Origin of the sequence: Vaginella massiliensis, assembly GCF_900089075.1 — a bacterium.
Taxonomy (GTDB): domain Bacteria; phylum Bacteroidota; class Bacteroidia; order Flavobacteriales; family Weeksellaceae; genus Weeksella; species Weeksella massiliensis_A.
The window spans coordinates 431,820-448,463 of sequence record NZ_LT593746.1 but is presented as its reverse complement, the minus strand read 5'-3'; the positions used below and the strand labels follow the sequence as shown (position 1 = coordinate 448,463).

Annotated in this window: 17 protein-coding genes and 1 tRNA gene; 5 read left to right on the top strand and 13 right to left on the bottom strand. The window is 40.4% G+C overall.

Annotated features, from left to right (window positions below):
- Positions 1-7: 7 nt before the first annotated feature.
- The 3 genes from BN8061_RS03315 to BN8061_RS03305 all read left to right on the top strand — a co-directional run bounded on the left by BN8061_RS03315 (position 8) and on the right by BN8061_RS03305 (position 2,272).
- The gene (locus tag BN8061_RS03315; protein ID WP_068596474.1) at positions 8-1,108 is read left to right on the top strand and encodes an Mrp/NBP35 family ATP-binding protein; all 1,101 of its coding nucleotides are present in this window, start codon (positions 8-10) and stop codon (positions 1,106-1,108) included.
- Positions 1,109-1,110: 2 nt separating this feature from the next.
- Positions 1,111-1,407 (top strand): NifU family protein, encoded by a 297-nt coding sequence (locus tag BN8061_RS03310; protein ID WP_068596471.1) that lies wholly within the window; start codon positions 1,111-1,113, stop codon positions 1,405-1,407.
- Between the two features lie 103 nt (positions 1,408-1,510).
- Positions 1,511-2,272 (top strand): DUF3108 domain-containing protein, encoded by a 762-nt coding sequence (locus tag BN8061_RS03305; RefSeq protein ID WP_068596470.1) that lies wholly within the window; start codon positions 1,511-1,513, stop codon positions 2,270-2,272.
- On the opposite strand, the gene aat is transcribed toward BN8061_RS03305, so the two are convergent.
- Positions 2,262-2,906, bottom strand: coding sequence for a leucyl/phenylalanyl-tRNA--protein transferase (gene aat, locus BN8061_RS03300; protein ID WP_068596467.1), 645 nt, complete (start codon positions 2,904-2,906; stop codon positions 2,262-2,264). The genes BN8061_RS03305 and aat overlap by 11 nt on opposite strands.
- A 53-nt stretch (positions 2,907-2,959) precedes the next feature.
- Complete coding sequence (locus tag BN8061_RS03295; RefSeq protein ID WP_068596466.1) at positions 2,960-3,325, bottom strand: DUF3127 domain-containing protein; 366 nt, start codon at positions 3,323-3,325, stop codon at positions 2,960-2,962.
- 116 nt (positions 3,326-3,441) lie between these two features.
- Here BN8061_RS03295 and BN8061_RS03290 point away from each other — a divergent pair.
- Positions 3,442-3,523 (top strand) — tRNA-Leu (locus BN8061_RS03290).
- Between the two features lie 85 nt (positions 3,524-3,608).
- Here the strand turns inward: BN8061_RS03290 and BN8061_RS03285 are convergent.
- From BN8061_RS03285 to nadA, 11 genes are all read right to left on the bottom strand, one after another.
- Positions 3,609-4,730, bottom strand: a complete 1,122-nt coding sequence (locus tag BN8061_RS03285; RefSeq protein ID WP_068596464.1) for an N-acetyltransferase — start codon at positions 4,728-4,730, stop codon at positions 3,609-3,611.
- Positions 4,731-4,813: 83 nt separating this feature from the next.
- Positions 4,814-5,446, bottom strand: coding sequence for a VTT domain-containing protein (locus BN8061_RS03280; protein WP_068596462.1), 633 nt, complete (start codon positions 5,444-5,446; stop codon positions 4,814-4,816).
- A gap of 35 nt (positions 5,447-5,481) precedes the next feature.
- Positions 5,482-6,135: a DedA family protein gene (locus BN8061_RS03275; RefSeq protein WP_068596460.1), complete on the bottom strand. Its 654-nt coding sequence runs from the start codon at positions 6,133-6,135 to the stop codon at positions 5,482-5,484.
- Positions 6,136-6,143: 8 nt separating this feature from the next.
- Positions 6,144-6,509, bottom strand: coding sequence for a YraN family protein (locus BN8061_RS03270; protein ID WP_068596457.1), 366 nt, complete (start codon positions 6,507-6,509; stop codon positions 6,144-6,146).
- The gene (gene upp / locus BN8061_RS03265) at positions 6,509-7,138 is read right to left on the bottom strand and encodes a uracil phosphoribosyltransferase (protein ID WP_068596455.1); all 630 of its coding nucleotides are present in this window, start codon (positions 7,136-7,138) and stop codon (positions 6,509-6,511) included. The genes BN8061_RS03270 and upp overlap by 1 nt, the downstream gene beginning before the upstream one ends.
- 6 nt (positions 7,139-7,144) lie before the next feature.
- Positions 7,145-8,083, bottom strand: a complete 939-nt coding sequence (locus BN8061_RS03260; RefSeq protein ID WP_068596453.1) for a S66 peptidase family protein — start codon at positions 8,081-8,083, stop codon at positions 7,145-7,147.
- Between the two features lie 80 nt (positions 8,084-8,163).
- Positions 8,164-10,623: a TonB-dependent receptor gene (locus tag BN8061_RS03255; protein WP_235802673.1), complete on the bottom strand. Its 2,460-nt coding sequence runs from the start codon at positions 10,621-10,623 to the stop codon at positions 8,164-8,166.
- A gap of 226 nt (positions 10,624-10,849) precedes the next feature.
- Positions 10,850-11,719, bottom strand: coding sequence for a carboxylating nicotinate-nucleotide diphosphorylase (nadC, locus tag BN8061_RS03250; RefSeq protein WP_068596449.1), 870 nt, complete (start codon positions 11,717-11,719; stop codon positions 10,850-10,852).
- Positions 11,720-11,724: 5 nt separating this feature from the next.
- Positions 11,725-12,474 carry a hypothetical protein gene (locus BN8061_RS03245; RefSeq protein WP_154662238.1) on the bottom strand — a complete coding sequence of 250 codons (750 nt, stop codon included), beginning with the start codon at positions 12,472-12,474 and terminating at the stop codon, positions 11,725-11,727.
- A gap of 104 nt (positions 12,475-12,578) precedes the next feature.
- Positions 12,579-14,147, bottom strand: a complete 1,569-nt coding sequence (gene nadB / locus BN8061_RS03240) for an L-aspartate oxidase (protein ID WP_068596445.1) — start codon at positions 14,145-14,147, stop codon at positions 12,579-12,581.
- On the bottom strand, positions 14,147-15,151 hold the full coding sequence (gene nadA, locus BN8061_RS03235) for a quinolinate synthase NadA (RefSeq protein WP_068596443.1): 1,005 nt from the start codon (positions 15,149-15,151) through the stop codon (positions 14,147-14,149). The genes nadB and nadA overlap by 1 nt, the downstream gene beginning before the upstream one ends.
- A 133-nt stretch (positions 15,152-15,284) precedes the next feature.
- Here nadA and pyrF point away from each other — a divergent pair, with 133 nt between their 5' ends.
- Entirely contained in the window at positions 15,285-16,637 is a 1,353-nt protein-coding gene (pyrF, locus tag BN8061_RS03230) for an orotidine-5'-phosphate decarboxylase (protein ID WP_068596441.1), read from the top strand.
- Positions 16,638-16,644: the final 7 nt, after the last annotated feature.

Genomic DNA, 16,644 nt, shown 5'->3' with positions numbered 1-16,644 from the left:
ATAAAAAATGGCTTACACAAGAGATCAAATATATCAAGTGCTCGAAGAATTGGGAATTCGAAATTGGATGAAAAATGCTCAGGTGATGGGGAACAAAATTATTTTGGACATTGTTTCACCAACCCCAACGATGCACGAGCGAAAACGGCTGGAAGTTGCACTGAAAAACGCTTTCAAAGAAAACCTACCCGACGCCGAACTCCAGTTGAATATTACGGTAGAAGTAGAACCAAAACAAGAAATAAAAGGCAATCCGCTACCAGGCGTGCAAAACATCATTGCTATAGCCTCTGGTAAAGGTGGCGTTGGGAAATCTACCGTATCTTCTAACTTGGCGATCAGTTTGGCGAATATGGGATTCAAAGTTGGTTTGCTAGATGCTGACATCTATGGTCCGTCTATGCCCATCATGTTCGATGTGCAAGATGCGCGACCTTTTTCTGTAGAGGTCAACGGTAAAACGAAAATAAAACCCGTAGGAAATTACGGAATCAAACTATTGTCGATAGGATTTTTTGCCAATACCGACCAAGCCATCGTTTGGCGTGGACCAATGGCAGCCAAAGCATTGAATCAGATGCTGCGTGACGCCCATTGGGGCGAATTGGATTTCTTGTTGATCGATTTACCTCCGGGTACTGGTGATATTCACTTGTCAATCGTGCAACAAATTCCGTTGACAGGAGCGGTAGTTGTGAGTACGCCTCAGCCGATAGCCTTGGCAGATGCCCGAAAAGGTGTTGGCATGTTTCAAATGGAGGCCATCAATGTTCCAGTTTTAGGAATTGTAGAAAATATGGCTTATTTCACACCAGATGAATTACCAAACAATAAATATTATATCTTTGGTCAAAATGGAGCGAAGCATTTGGCTGATGATTTAGGGGTTCCTTTCTTGGGCGAAGTTCCGATCATTCAATCGATCAGAGAGGCGGCTGATGTTGGTAGACCTGCAGCGATGCAAGAAGATTCTGCAATTGCGGCAATTTATAAAAATATAGCTCGAAACACGGTTCAAAGTTTAATAGAGCGTAACAATACCTTACCACCAACCGAAGCTGTTCGCATTACCACTATGGCAGGATGCTCAGCTGTAAATAAAAATTAGCTATGAATACAGAATTATACCAAACCGTACAAAACGCATTGGAAGAAATAAGACCTTTTCTCAAATCAGATGGTGGTGATATCGAACTTGTATCGATTGAGGATGATGTTGTGAAAGTAAGACTTATGGGTGCCTGTATTGCTTGTTCGGTAAACCAAATGACTCTGAAATCGGGCGTCGAAAGTACAATCAAAAAACATGTGCCTCAAATAAAAAAAGTGATCGATGTCTCTGGTGAACTCAGCCACTCGCGAGAAGTAGTTCAAGAGATGGATCCAGAAGATGCACAAGAACAATAAGCATTTTCTGAAAAGATTTTTATACCTCAAAACCCGTTTGTTGTAAGCGGGTTTTATTTTGGCAAAGAATTTGACATATTTGTCAAAAAAAAGCAACGATTTTATGAAATATATTTTTGGGTTCATTCTTACAATGTGTAGTCTTTTTGCAACAGCACAGGTAAACTTCAAGTCGGGAGAATACCTGAAATACCGTATCCATTACACCGGACTGAATGCAGGTTTTGCAACGCTGAATGTAAAAGATGCGCAGTATGATGGCAAAGATCACTTTCATATTGTAGGAAAGGGAAATTCTTCGGGTGCAGTACGCGCGTTTTATAAGGTAGATGATGTTTACGAAACGTTTATCGACAAGAGAACATTCAAACCATCTAAATTTATTCGAAATATAAGCGAAGGAGGATATACTCGCCATCAAATTTATTACTTCAATCATACCGACGAATATGCGATTGTGGATGATCTGAAACGTAACAAATCGTCTTCTGTAAAATTTAATGGCAATGTTTATGATCTGATTTCGGTGGTCTATTCGATGCGAAATGAAAACCACAGAGATTTGAAGGATGGGGATATGATCGATCGAAAAATATTTCTAGGCGACGAAACTTACAATTTCAAAGTGAAAGTGCTGGGCAGAGAAGTAAAGAAAACCAAATTTGGCAACATCAATACCATCATGATTCGACCGTACGTGCAAGAAGGTCGCGTCTTCAAAGCCTCAGAAAGTGTAACGATGTGGATATCAGACGACCCCAATATGATTCCGATTTCGATAAAAGCATCTTTGGTCGTAGGGTCGCTCAATGCAGATTTGTACGAATACAAGAACCTGAAATATTCGATCAACTTCAAGAATTAGACCCGTTGAGGTAAGCCAAATATTCATAGGCGTCGATGAGTTTGGCTCCCAAACTTTTTAGATGATTAGTATACACTTGGCAATCGATCAGTTGGTATTGTTGGTGATATTTTGCCACAAATTGGATGAATCCAGCTTTCGAAGCATTACTTACTTTAGCAAACATGCTTTCGCCGCAGAAAATATGCCCGAGATCGATGCCATAAAAACCGCCGACCAACTCCTGATCTTGCCAAACTTCTACACTTTTTGCAATTCCGTGGCGATGCAACTCCATATACGCCGCAATCATTTCTGGTGTGAGCCAAGTGCCATCTTGCCCTTTTCTTGGAACGGTAGAGCAGTTGGTGATGACCTCTTCGAATGCAGTGTTTTCGGTAAAGGTAAATTGTTGCGCTCTGAAAATTTTTTTCATCGATTTGGAAACTTTTAATTCATGCGGAAAAAGTACGAACCGTTCTGGAGGAAACCACCAAAGAATAGGATCATCGGCGTTGAACCAAGGAAATATGCCCAAACGATAAGCTAAAATGAGCCTTTCTGGCGATAGGTCGCCGCCAATTGCCAAAATCCCTTCTTCTGAAGTGAATTCATAATCCGGAAAATACAATTCATGTTTTTGTAGCCAAATCATAGCAAAAAAAAACGCGTTGATGAAAACGCGTTGTAAAGTTAATTATTCTTATGCTAAAATGGTAAATCGTCGTCCTGATCTTGCGAAAAATCTGCAGGCGGAGCCGTCGGGATATCCTGAAATTGTGCCGGGTTTGGTGCTGCGTTCGCCAAGTTTTCTATTCTCCATCCTTGTATGGTGTTGAAATATCGCGAAACGCCCTCTGGATTGATCCATTCTCTACCACGCAAATTAATAGAAACCCTTACTTCTTGCCCCTCTTGGTACTGATCTAGCATGCTCGTTTTGTCTTGCGTCATCTCTATCAAAATATCTTGCGGATATTGTTCTTGCGTTGTAACCACAAACTCTCGTTTCTTGAAACTTGCGGTAATGTTCTGAGTTTCAAATATTTTTTTTATCCTACCTGTTACTTCCATTTTTTTTACATTCTTTAATGCAAATTTAAATGAATAAACTGAATAAAAAATTTGATTGATGAAATTTTGTCAACAATAAAAATAATGTATATTTGCAGTCCAAAACGATCAGATTTGCGGGCGTGGTGGAATTGGTAGACACGCTAGACTTAGGATCTAGTGCCGCAAGGTGTGAGAGTTCGAGTCTCTCCGCCCGTACTTGAAAAGCCTCAACTTCAATTAGTTGAGGCTTCTTTTATTTTTATTTCCATCCTATAATTATCCTGTAATAAGGTGAAGAAGATTACAGCATATCTTTCCGATAGGTGCAACGACGTTTGTGTATTTCGGGCGAAAAATCTTTCCACAATTGTTGTACTTTGGTGTTTTCTACCAATAGTGGATTGGTTTCCATAGAGGTGATTCCGCGTTTTTGATAATTCCTATACAAATCTCTGAAAATAAGAGCGCTTATTCCTTTGTTCTGATACGCAGGATCTATTCCGATTAAATAAAACTCGGCATGATCGTTTTTCTTGAGCGCTTGCATCAAATAGTACCATCCAAACGGCAACATTTTTCCTTTGGTTTTCTGATAGGCTTTAGAAAAAGAGGGCATGGTAATCGCAAAGGCAACCATTTTACCACTTTCATCTTCTACGCAGGATACAAAATCTGGATGAATGAATTTGAGGTATTTGCGTTTGTAATGTTCGATTTGTTCGTCGGTAAAAGGCACAAAACTCTGCAAATCTGCGTAGGTCTTGTTCAACAAATCGAAGATTTCATCGGCGCGCGCAATCATCGCTTTGGTGTCTTTGAATGGTATCGAATGCACTTTGTAGCGTTTTTCGATCAATTTCGAGATACGAATCACATTGTGTACCGAATCCATATTTTCGATATTCATAGCGTATTCTAACCATTCGGCTTCGGGTCGATAGCCCAATTTTTCGAGCAACTGAGGATAATACGCATAGTTGTACAATCCGATCATGGTCGGATAATGATCAAAACCGTAAGTCAGCATGCCTGCTTTGTCCATATTCGAAAATCCCATTGGCCCTTCTACATAAGCGAGTTGGTGTTCTTTTGCCATCTCTTCGGCTTTTTCTAAAAGATTTTTTGCTACCTCGAGGTCATTTATAAAATCGAACCAACCGAACCGAACTTTTGGTTTGTGCAACTGTTTTACTTCTTCCCAATTGATGATGCACGCTATACGCCCCACCACTTTTTGGTCTTTGTAAGCCAGGTAAAATTTTGCCGTAACCGTCTTGAAAATTTCATTTTTCGGGTCGAAAGTTTCCATTTCATTTTTAATCATCGACGGAACCCAATACGGATTATTTTGGTATAATTCGAATGGAAATAAAACAAAGGTTTTACGGTCTTGTTTGCTGATGACTTCCTTTATTTCGATCATAGTCGTTTCTGTTTGCGGTGCAAGTTAAGAACTATGAACCAGCCTCGAAAAATAATTCAATAAAATGATTCAGTTCTGTGCTTTTAGTTTTTAGATTTCCACAATTCAACTCCGACTGGAACGATCGAAAGCACGATAATGGAAAGCACGACAATTTCGAAATTTTGACGTACAAATGGAATGTTGCCCAAAAAATAACCGATGAGCGTAATGAGGCATATCCAAGTAACACCCCCGATGATATTGTATTGGATAAAGGTTTTGTAGTGCATTTTCGAAATGCCAGCCACGAAAGGCGCAACTGTTCGCACAAGCGGAATAAAACGTGCGATCACAATTGTTTTTATACCATATTTCGAAAAGAAATTTTCGGTCTTTTGCAAGGCTTTGTCTTGGATGATTCTTTTACCCATTAGTTTGGTGTGGATAAGTTGCCTTCCGACTCTCTTCCCGATGGTGTAATTGAGCGAGTCGCCGAGTATAGCTGCGGCGCATAGCACAACAATGATGACAACAATATGCAGTTGCTCTGGAAAAGTCGCCGTCAGCATTCCGGCTGCGAAGAGCAACGAATCGCCGGGTAAAAATGGCATGAAAACCAAACCCGTTTCGATGAAGATCAACAAAAACAAAAAGACATAGAACCAATCGTGGTATTGATTGAGGAATGTTTCGAGGTATTGATCTATATGCAGTATGTAATCGATGATTTCCATTGTAGGAAAGGTACAAAAAAACTTAGTCGATTGGACTAAGCTTTTTTACTGAATTTTTCTTTTAAGATTTCGAAAAATATAGGCAGTACAGAAACAACGATTATACCCAATACAACTTTAGAAAAATTGTCTCGAACCAGTGGAATATTTCCTAAGAAATAACCGGCCAGCGTGATGCCAAATACCCAGATGAATCCGCCGATAACGTTGTAATTGATAAAAGTGATGTACTTCATTTTTCCGATACCAGCGACAAAAGGTGCAAGCGTGCGCACAATAGGTACAAAGCGCGCAATGACAATGGTTTTGGTTCCGTATTTTTCGTAGAACTGATGCGTTTTGTCGAGGTGTTCGGGTTGAACAAATTGTTTTCCGAAAATTTTGGTTTTTACCGCTTTCATACCAATATTCTTCCCAATAGAATAGTTCAAAGTGTCGCCCAGAACTGCAGCTACAAGTAAGATCAGCATCATCACGATTACATTGAGGTCGTTGGGCTGAGCGGCCAACATACCGGCAGCAAATAGCAACGAATCGCCTGGTAAAAAAGGCATTACCACCACGCCTGTTTCTACAAAAATGATTAGAAATAGGATGGCGTATAGCCACAAACCGTATTCGTTTGCGAAATAGCTGAGGTGTTGATCGATGTGCATGACAAAGTCGAACAATTGGGTGATGATTTCCATATCTTAAATTAAATTTCTAAACTATTAAAAGCATCTTCTATATGCTTTATATTCCACGTGTTGTTGGTTTTGGTGATGGCAATGATGTCGAATCGTACTTCTGCATCCAAATTGTTTTCGCAGAGGTATTGATCGGCAGCCATCATCAATCTTTTCATTTTCGCTTTATTCACCGTCATTTCTGGAGGTGTAAAAATGCCAGTACTTCTGGCTTTTACTTCGCAGACAATGAGTTGATGGTTTTGCAGTGCAATAATATCAATTTCAGCCTTTTGAAAATGATAATTTTGTGTTAATATTATATACTTTTTCTGCAAAAGATAATCTTTCGCCCGATTTTCTGCTTCTTTTCCAAAGTCGTTGTGTTGTGCCATTATTTCGTTCCGAACAATCGATCTCCTGCATCTCCCAAACCTGGCACGATGTAGCCTTTTTCGTTCAGCTTCTCGTCCATTGCGGCTAAATAAATCGGAACATCGGGGTAGGTGTTGTGCACGGCTGCTACGCCTTCTGGGCAACCAACCAGTGAAGCCAATCGGATGGATTTTGCTCCTCGTTCTTTAAGGATTTCAATTGCTTTTACCGCAGAACCGCCTGTTGCCAACATGGGATCGACCAAAATCACATTGCGATGCTCCAGATCGTTTGGGAGCTTGCAAAGGTATTCGACTGGCTGTAAGGTGTCGTGGTCGCGATACAACCCAATATGCCCAATTTTTGCGGTCGGAATCAGTTGATGTATTCCTTTTACCATTCCCAATCCTGCTCTGAGAATCGGAATGATCGCCAAGTCGCTTCCTTTGATTCGATATCCTTTGGTTTTGGTAATGGGTGTTTCGATTTCGATTTCTTCTACTTCTAGATCGCGTGTGATTTCGTAACACATCAAACCCGAAATTTCATCAACCAATTCACCAAACATTTTGGTGGTGGTGTTTACATCTCGCATTTGGGTAATTTTTGCCTTTATAAGAGGATGATCGATAACAGTTAAGTTATTCATAGGGTATTATATATACTGCAAAGTTACAGAATTTGACTGAATACTAAGTTTTACTTTTTCACCGAATTTCATGGCGATATTGTGTCCCGTATGCCCAGCAGGAAACTGAAAACATACTGGAATGTTGTAGGGTGCTAAATGGTGATGAATGATTTGATAAGTGGTGGGATCGAACGGATTGGTATAATGGGCTGTGTTTTCTTCTTCTACATCCATAAAGGTAAAGCTACCGAGAATCAATCCGTTGATTTTTGGTAAAATTTCGGCTCGTTTCAAGCTCGTCATCATACGGTCTACATGGTACCAGTTTTCGTACCAATCTTCTAAAAACAAAATTTTATCGTTTGGATTGATGCTGGTTTGCGATCCCAACAAACTGTACACTATCGAAAGGTTTCCTCCAATTAGAATCCCTTCGGCTTGTCCGGTTTTATTCAGGGGATGAAGTGGAATATCGTAGGTAAAAGATTGGTTGAATAGTAATTGTTTTACGCTTCGGTACGACTCGGGATGGTAAGGAAGGTTCAACTTTTTCACCACCACGCCATGAATCGATTGGTAGCCCAATTGATGAAGTTTGGCATGAAAAACCGTAATGTCTGAATAGCCAATAATCCATTTTGGGTGTTGCATAAACGCTCCGAAATCTAGTTCATCTATCAGTTGAATGGCGCCATATCCGCCACGAGCACACCAAATGGCTTTTACCGAAGGGTTGTCTAAGGCTTGCTGAAAATCGGCTAAGCGATCTTCTAACGTGCCGGCATAGGCGTAACCAAAGTAATGCGAGTGGTAAAGATTTTTACCCAAAACAACTTCTAACCCCCAAGATTGTATCAGTTCGATTTCTTCGTCTAGCTCGTGTGGCAAGATGCGTTTTGCGGGCGCTACGATGGCTATTTTGTCGCCAGATTGCAAATAGTCTGGTCTGATAAATGTTTTCATGATGCGAATTTAATGCAAAAAAAGGCGAACCGAAGTCCGCCTTTTAAATATTTGATACGATAAAAATATCGTTTCTGAAATTAGAAGCTATATGCTACTGAAGCGTTCCAAGTTCTTCCAAGTCCATAACCGTATCCATTTCTGTTTTCACGGATAATGTATTGGTCGTTGAACAAGTTTTTGATATTACCTCTTAAACGTAATTTTTGAGTTCCGAATTTCAATTCGTACGATGCTCCTAAATCTACTTTTGCATATGGAGATAATTTGTTTGGTTTGTATGGTTTTCCGTTATGTAAATTGGTTACCAATTCTTTAGCATCAACTTGCGAATAAATGTTAGCATAGTAGTTGAAGTCCATATCTACAGAGAACGAACGAGTTACGTCTAATTTAGTACCCATACCGAAAGTGAATTGCGCAGCATCACCAACTTTAATACCAGTAAGATCTACATCATCATATTGAGTTACGATTGTCCCAGCATCGTTGTTTCTACGTTGCATTGGAGTAGAACCGTCGTATTGCCAATCACCATAAGAAACGTATCCACGTACTGTCCAGATACGTTCGATTCTTGCATCAAAATCAACCTCGATTCCTTTATGGATTTGTGTTACGTTGTTTGCGTATTCTGAGTAGTTGTAAGAGTCTAAGATGTTTCCTGCAGGATCCTTGATGATTTCTTCACCATAATCCATTAATAAGAAACGGTTTCCCCATTTGGTGTAGTAAGCATTTACATTTACACGTAAGTTACGAGTTTTGTAACGGTATCCTGCTTCGAAACCTGTGATTTCTTCGTTGTCAACAGAAGGTTCTTGTAAATCTACGGTGTTGAAAGTAAATATATTATCTAAGAAAGGTTGACGAGAATAACGACCTGCATTCACAAAAAATGCGTTGTTATCTAAGAAAGTATATGACATACCTCCTTTGATATTCCATCCTGTTTTCTTAACTTTTTCTGATTTGTGCTCTACTCCACCATAGTTCCAACGATCGAATTTTTGGTATGATTGGTTTGATAAAGCTCCTTGAGCAAATACTGTGAATCCTCCGATTTCGTATTCTGCCTGACCGAATACACCTTGGTAATTGATGTCTTCGTTGTAGTCGCGGTTAGTTCTTTGATCTTTACCAGCAGTTTTGAAAAGTGCTTTCCAAGGATTAGTTGAGAAAGTTTCTGTAACCACAATTGCATCACCTGTTACTTTATTTTTTTCTGACCAACCTTTCAATCCGAATAAGTCGATCATTTGTTGATGGTGTTGACCTTTGTAGAAACGTACATCACCACCGATGTTTAAGGTAATACCTGTTTGGGTATCAAACGTAAAGTTAGATACAGCTCCGTACCAAGAGTGGTTGTTGACAGAAGAACGAATAGCCGCATTGTTGATTGGTTTTCCGTTGATGTCTACCCCACCATTGTTTCCGATTCCGTCTTGGTCTAATAAGTTATTCGCTTCGATTTGATCGAAATTGATATATCCTCTTCCGTTTAATCCTCCTGTTGTGGTGCTAGATGCTCTACCCACTCCCGAAGTTCCTCCACCTGTCCCAACAGATGCGTAAGCAACGGTCGATAAGTTCATTTTATCGTTGATTGTCCAGTCCCAGTTAAGGTTTGCTACCGGTTTGTGGTAATAGTTACGACGTAAGTTTTTCCCTTCACCTTTGTAGTATCCGTAGGTTGAGTTGTATTTTTTATCTCCACCCATTTCTTCCCACTGAGAAGTCCTTTTTGTAGAATAATTTTGGTCGTGCCATTGTGGTGCACCAAAAATCATGAAGTTAATGTTATGATCTTCGTTTGGTTGGTATCCTACCGATACAAAATAAGCCTGTCCTTGTCCGCCAGTACCATAAGCATATTTACGGTGTGCTTGCCAATGGTTTAATAAAACAGAGAATCCCCATTTGTTTTTGAGACCTGTATTGTAAGATACTGTACCAGCCAAGTAGCTATCGTTACCTACAACAAAGCGAGCGAAACCTCCTTCTCTTTTGTCTGTTGCTTTGGTTACGATGTTTACCGTACCTCCTACAGAAGAAATTGCTAATTTAGAAGATCCTAAACCACGTTGTACCTCTATAGCGTTTGCTACCTCGTTCATAGCCGACCAGTTCGACCAATAGATGTTACCATCTTCCATACCATTAATCGGTTGCCCGTTTAATAAGAAAGCGGTATTTTGTTCTGTGAATCCACGTAAATACATATGAGAATCTCCAAAACCTGCTGATTGGTCAGATACGTAAACAGAAGGCGTGTTTGCCATTACTTCTGGGAATTCTACGTTACCAACTGCTTTGTCTTGGATTTCTTGGCGCGAGATAGTAGAAACAGCCACTGGCGTTTTACGGTTCTCTTGCAAGTCGATTACCCCTTTACCGATAATCAAAGTTTCTGTTAAGTTTACGGTCTCATCATCCATGATGGTATCATGTTGGATGTGAGTTGAATCCGTAGGCTCAACTTGAGCGTATGAAAGTTGTGCTGTTAAAGCGAAAGCTCCTACTATAAAAAGCTTCATTGAGTTTAACCTCATCCTAAAAATAGTTTTAAAGTTTACGGTGCAAATGTCGAAACTATTTAAACTCCGAATGTTAATTAATTGTTAAATAATAATTTTGAAAGTATGACATTTTTCGCTTTTTTATTGCAAAAAATTTCTTGTTATTAGGACGATAACTCAACCGAGTTAATTAGAAAAAGTGTTAAATTTTTAAGGATGTTTCGGTGCAACTTCCCTAAAATTTTTAATAAATAACGTTTGCCTTTAGACTTAAATCAAAATTTCGTGCCGAGTGTATAATGGCACCAGAAGAGATATAGTCTACGCCCGTCTCGGCGATGCTTCTCACAGTTTCTTTTGTAATACCGCCAGAGGCCTCGGTTTTCACGCGATGGTCTATCAGTTTTACAGCTTTTGCCATTTCTTCGAGGCTAAAATTATCGAGCATGATAATATCTACTCCTACAGCTAAGGCTTCTTCAACTTCTGCCAGGTTTCGAGTTTCTACCTCAATCTTCAAATCGAGATGGTTTTGAGCAAGATACGATTTGGTCTGTTGCACTGCTTTGGTAATGCTCCCACAAAAATCAACGTGATTGTCTTTTAGCATGACCATATCGAACAATCCAAACCGATGGTTTTCTGCTCCACCAATTTTTACTGCCCATTTCTCGAACATCCGAAAATTTGGCGTTGTTTTGCGAGTGTCGAGAATTTTGGCTTTTGTTCCTTTTACCAATTGCATCATTTCGTTGGCGTAGGTTGCAATTCCCGACATGCGTTGCATGCAATTGAGAACCAAGCGTTCGCAGGTCAAAATTCGTTGCGCTTTCCCTGTAATGCGAAAGGCTTCGTTTCCGAATTGTACTTGTTGTCCATCTTCAACCAAAAATTCTAATTCGAAGGTAGGGTCGACTTTTTCGAAGATGTATTTTGCCAATTCTATTCCAGCAATTATTCCGTTGTCTTTTACCTTCAGCACAGCGGTTTGTACCGCATCTTTGGGCACGATTGCCAGTGAGGAATGGTCGCCATCGCCAACGTCTTCGGCAAAGGCTTGCTCGATGAAATGATCCAATTTTTCTGGGGTGATATAGGGCGGAAATGTATTCATAATGTTTATCGATAAGTGAGTTTTACAAACTCAGATTCATTAAATTCTTCTTTTGAGTTGAAGCGGTAATATTCTTTCCATTCATTGTTTTCTTCCCGATAAACCTCGATGTACACATCGGATGCTGGATCGTTGTTGAAGAAATTTTTCAGTCGAATGGTGTACACTTTTTGATTCAAAATGCCTTTGGTTACCAAGGTTGTTCCCGTATGAAAACTTTGTTGAATGCTCTCTGAATACGGCGCCAACATTGCCAAATCGACCAAGGATTTATAATTTCCTAAAAAAAACTCGTGCTGATCTCCAATTGCGTAAGTCGAGATGGTGTAAGTGGTGTCGATTCTAATTTCGATATCCTCTTTGTCGCGTTCGTTGTAGAAGGTAAACAGCACCCGATTGCGCCGATTGAAGTTAGGAAATTCGTCTCGAGCTGCATCCAAATCAAATTTCACAGGAATAGAAAATGGCGTGTTGATGGCTTTGCCCTTTTCGTTTTTTGCAGGTATAATGCTGAGTTTGGCGCGGTCTAATCTCGAATTCAACAAATAAAAAGTTGAAAATATGAATCCATTAAACACTGCGTTGTCGCCATCGATTCTTACATCGGTAAACAAGCCGTCTTTGTTCACGATAAAATTGGTTTTGGCTTTGGCTTTAGCAATTTCTAAATAGTCGGCAACAATTGCAAAATACTGCAGTTCGTGCGCCAACGCTCTGTTCAATTCTTGGTTGAAACAAAGGGTAGATTCTTTCAAGTTTTTTGATTGCTCACAACCTGGGAAAATCGGACCACTTTTTTTTTCTTGCGCTTCAGCGGACATCGAAAATAGGATACATAATAGGAGTAGAATTCGCTGCATCAATCTAAGTCTTTATTATAAAATGTTCCTCGATTTTCCGACTGAGCTATACTTTGCGTGATGATGAGCCCCGCAATTTCTGTCAGGTTTCGCAATTCCAACAACTGCGGCGTTACAATCGACATATTGTACAATTCTGTTACCGCTTTGCTGATGTCTTGTTGTTGTTTGAGGGCGAGGTCCAGACGGTCGTTGCTGCGAACAATACTCACCAAATCACTCATCATGTTTTGTAGCTGTTTTCTGAAATATTGAAACGAAACCATTTCGTCTTGCCATTGTAGTCCTTCGTCTTTCCATTCGGGAATCTGACTGATTTTTTGGGTATCGAATGCCCTGTTGGTAAGCATTTCTGCTGTTTTCATCGCTGCACGGTGTCCAAAAACCATAGCTTCTAACAACGAATTCGACGCCAAACGATTGGCACCGTGAAGTCCTGTGTTGGAGCATTCGCCAATGGCAAAGAGATGGGCAATGCGGGTCTGACCTTCTAAATCGACATCGATTCCGCCACATAAATAATGCGAAGCCGGAACCACCGGAATCAAATCTTGAAACATATCGAAGCCCTCCGATTTGCATTTTTGGTAAATATTAGGAAAATGATTCAAAAACTTTTCATGGTCGAGATGGCGACAATCGAGGTAGACATATTCATCACCCAGACGTTTCATTTCGTTGTCGATGGCACGTGCCACAATATCGCGTGATGCCAATTCTTCGCGATCATCATAGTTTTTCATGAATTTTTCGCCTTGTCGATTCATCAATTTCGCTCCAAATCCGCGTACAGCTTCTGAAATCAAAAATAATTGCCCATCGAATTTACTATAAAAAGCGGTCGGATGAAATTGTATGAATTGCATATGCGACACGGTTGCTCCCGCCCGATGTGCCAAAGCAATACCGTCTCCTGTGGCAATTACGGGGTTGGTCGTGTTTTTGTACACATGTCCGCAACCGCCCGTTGCAATCAGGGTGATTTTTGCCGCAACTTTTTCAACTTTTTTTGTTTTGGTGTCCAAGATATAGGCACCGTAACAGGTAATGGTATTTCGGTTTTCATCCTTGCCTTCGATGTGGTGTTCGGTAATCAGATCAACTGCAAAATGGTGAGTGAGTAATTGAATGTTTGCGTGTTTTTTAATTTCTACCAACAAAGCTCGTTCGATCTCTGCTCCCGTGATGTCTTTGTGGTGCACGATGCGGTCTTCTGTATGTCCGCCTTCTCTTCCTAATGACAAAATACCATTTTCGGTATGGTCGAAACGCACGCCCCAATTCATCATTTCGTGAAAACGATCTAAGCCTTCTTTTACGACAACCTCTACTGCTTCTGGCTTGCAGAGTCCGTCGCCAGCTCTTAGCGTATCGGCGATGTGTTTCTCGAAGCTGTCGTGCTCAAAATCGGTAACAACCGCAACGCCGCCTTGCGCATATTTGGTATTGGATTCGTCTTCGTTGGCTTTGGTCACAATTTTTATGTTCACCTCTGGGTGTCGCAAAGCTATTTTCAGTGCATACGACAATCCCGAAATACCAGAACCAATTACCAGAACATCTTGCATTATTTAATTTTTTCAGATAAGTTCAACATTCTATTTATTGCAGCCAAGGCTTTTACTCTCAAATCTTCTTCTATTGTGATTTCGGGTAATTCGTATTTCATGCAGAGGTATAATTTTTCGAGCGTATTGAGCTTCATAAAAGCACATTCGCTACAATGGCAAGTTTCGTCTTTTACCAATGCTGGAATGAGTTTTTTGTGCGGTGCCAACTTTTCCATTTCGTGCAAGATGCCCTCTTCGGTTGCCACAATAAATTCTTGGGCACTGTCTTCTACCACAAAATCCAACAACCGAGAAGTCGACCCAATAAAATGAGCCATGCGCAAAACATCTTCTTGCGATTCTGGATGCGCTATTAATTTCGCGTTGGGGTGTTCTGCCATTTGTTGTGCTATTCGCTCGAGCGAAAAAGCTTCGTGCACATAGCAAGCGCCGTCCCAAAGGATCATGTTTCGATTACAAACCTGATTCAGATAACGACCAAGGTTGCGATCGGGAGCAAAAATTATTTCTTGTTCTTTGGACAACGAATTGATGATGTGTTCGGCGTTGGACGAAGTGACAATGATGTCTGACTCTGCTTTCACACCTGCATCACAGTTGATGTAACTCACCACAATGGCGTTGGGGTGTTGTGCTCTGAATTCCCTCAAACCCTCACCGCTACAAGAGTCGGCAAGAGTACAGCCTGCTTTTGTATCGGGCAACACGACTTTTTTGGTAGGATTGAGGATTTTAGCGGCTTCAGCCATAAAATGAACCCCGCAGAAAACAATGAGATCGGCGTCGGTTTTGGCTGCTGCTCGGGCGAGTTGCAACGAATCTCCTAAATAATCTGCCAAATCTTGTATCGCTCCTTTTTGGTAATAATGCGCCAAAATCACGGCGTTTTTTTCTTTTCGTAATCGATTAATTTCCTCTATCAAATCTATTCCTTCGGGTATTTTTAGGTCGAGAAAACCTTTGGTTTGTAGATTGGCTGTTGCGTTTTCTATCGTGTTCATTTTATCTAATTATGTAACAAAAATATTCAAATATTATTTCTAAACCTTACGAAGTTGGTCAAATCTAAATTTATGCTGCAAATACAATGATTTTTTGTTTAAAAGCTATTAACTTTGCTCAAACATTACTCAAATGACACATCGCGAAGATTTCTTATTGAAAGCATACGAATTAGGAATCATAAAATTTGGAAGATTTACGTTGAAGAGCGGGATAGAATCCCCTTTCTATGTCGATCTTAGATCGCTGGCTTCTTCGCCACAATTGCTCAAAACTTTAGCAAATAATTTATTAGAACTGGTAGATGATCGTGAGTTTGATCTGATTTGTGGTGTTCCTTACGCTGCTTTGCCTATGGCAACTGCCATGAGTTTGACCTCTAATATTCCGTTGATAATCAAACGAAAAGAAAACAAAGGCTACGGAACCAAACGAATGGTTGAAGGGGTTTACCAAGACGGACAAACCTGCCTATTGGTCGAAGACGTAATCACATCGGGCAAAAGCTTGCTCGAAACCATCGATCAAGTAGAACGAGAAGGATTGGTCGTACACGATTTGGTTGTGGTGTTGGATCGCGAACAGGGCGGAATTGAAAAATTGAAAGAACGAGGTTTTCATATCAAAACCTTGTTTACCATCAACGAAGTGATCGACATTTTGCATAAATTCCATCGTTTGACAGACGAGAAGGTGAAAGAAATAAAAGAATTTTTGAATAACCCGCCAGAAGTCATCGAAGAGAAACGATTGCCGTTAGAAGAAAAGAAAGTTCAGCATCCGATCGGGAAAAAATTGGTCGAATTGGCTCTGAAAAAACAATCGAACTTGATTGCTTCTGCCGATCTGATAACCGCAGACGAGGTGTTGCGATTTGCCAACGAGGTAAGCGATCATATCGTAGCATTGAAACTACACTCCGATATTATTCAAGATTTTTCAGAAGATTTGATCATCAAACTCAAAGCCTTGGCAAAGGAAAAAGAATTTTTGTTGTTCGAAGATAGAAAATTTGGAGATATTGGGAATACGCAAGAACTGCAATTCAAACGCTCGATTTACAAAATCTCCGACTGGGCAGATTTGGTTACGGTGCATCCGATTGGCGGTGCCGACAGTCTAAAAGTTTTCGAGAATACAGGCGTGGTAACGATTGTAGAAATGTCTTCTAAAGGCGCACTCACCGATGATTATTATTTCTCTAAAGCTGTAAATGTATCGGAAAACGAACCCAACGTCTTGGGTTGTGTAGCACAGCGTAAAGTGGGCAACCAGTTGTTGTTGTTTACGCCAGGCGTAAATGTTTCGGCATTGGGCGACAGCAAAGGACAGCAATACAACACACCAGAAATCGTATTCAATAATTATCATACCGATTTTATGATTGTGGGGCGAGGTTTGTACAAAGCGCCAGACTTCAAAACCGCAGCCAAAGAATACCAAACATTAGGTTGGATTGCTTATTTACAAAGTTTGAATAATTAAGCGGGTC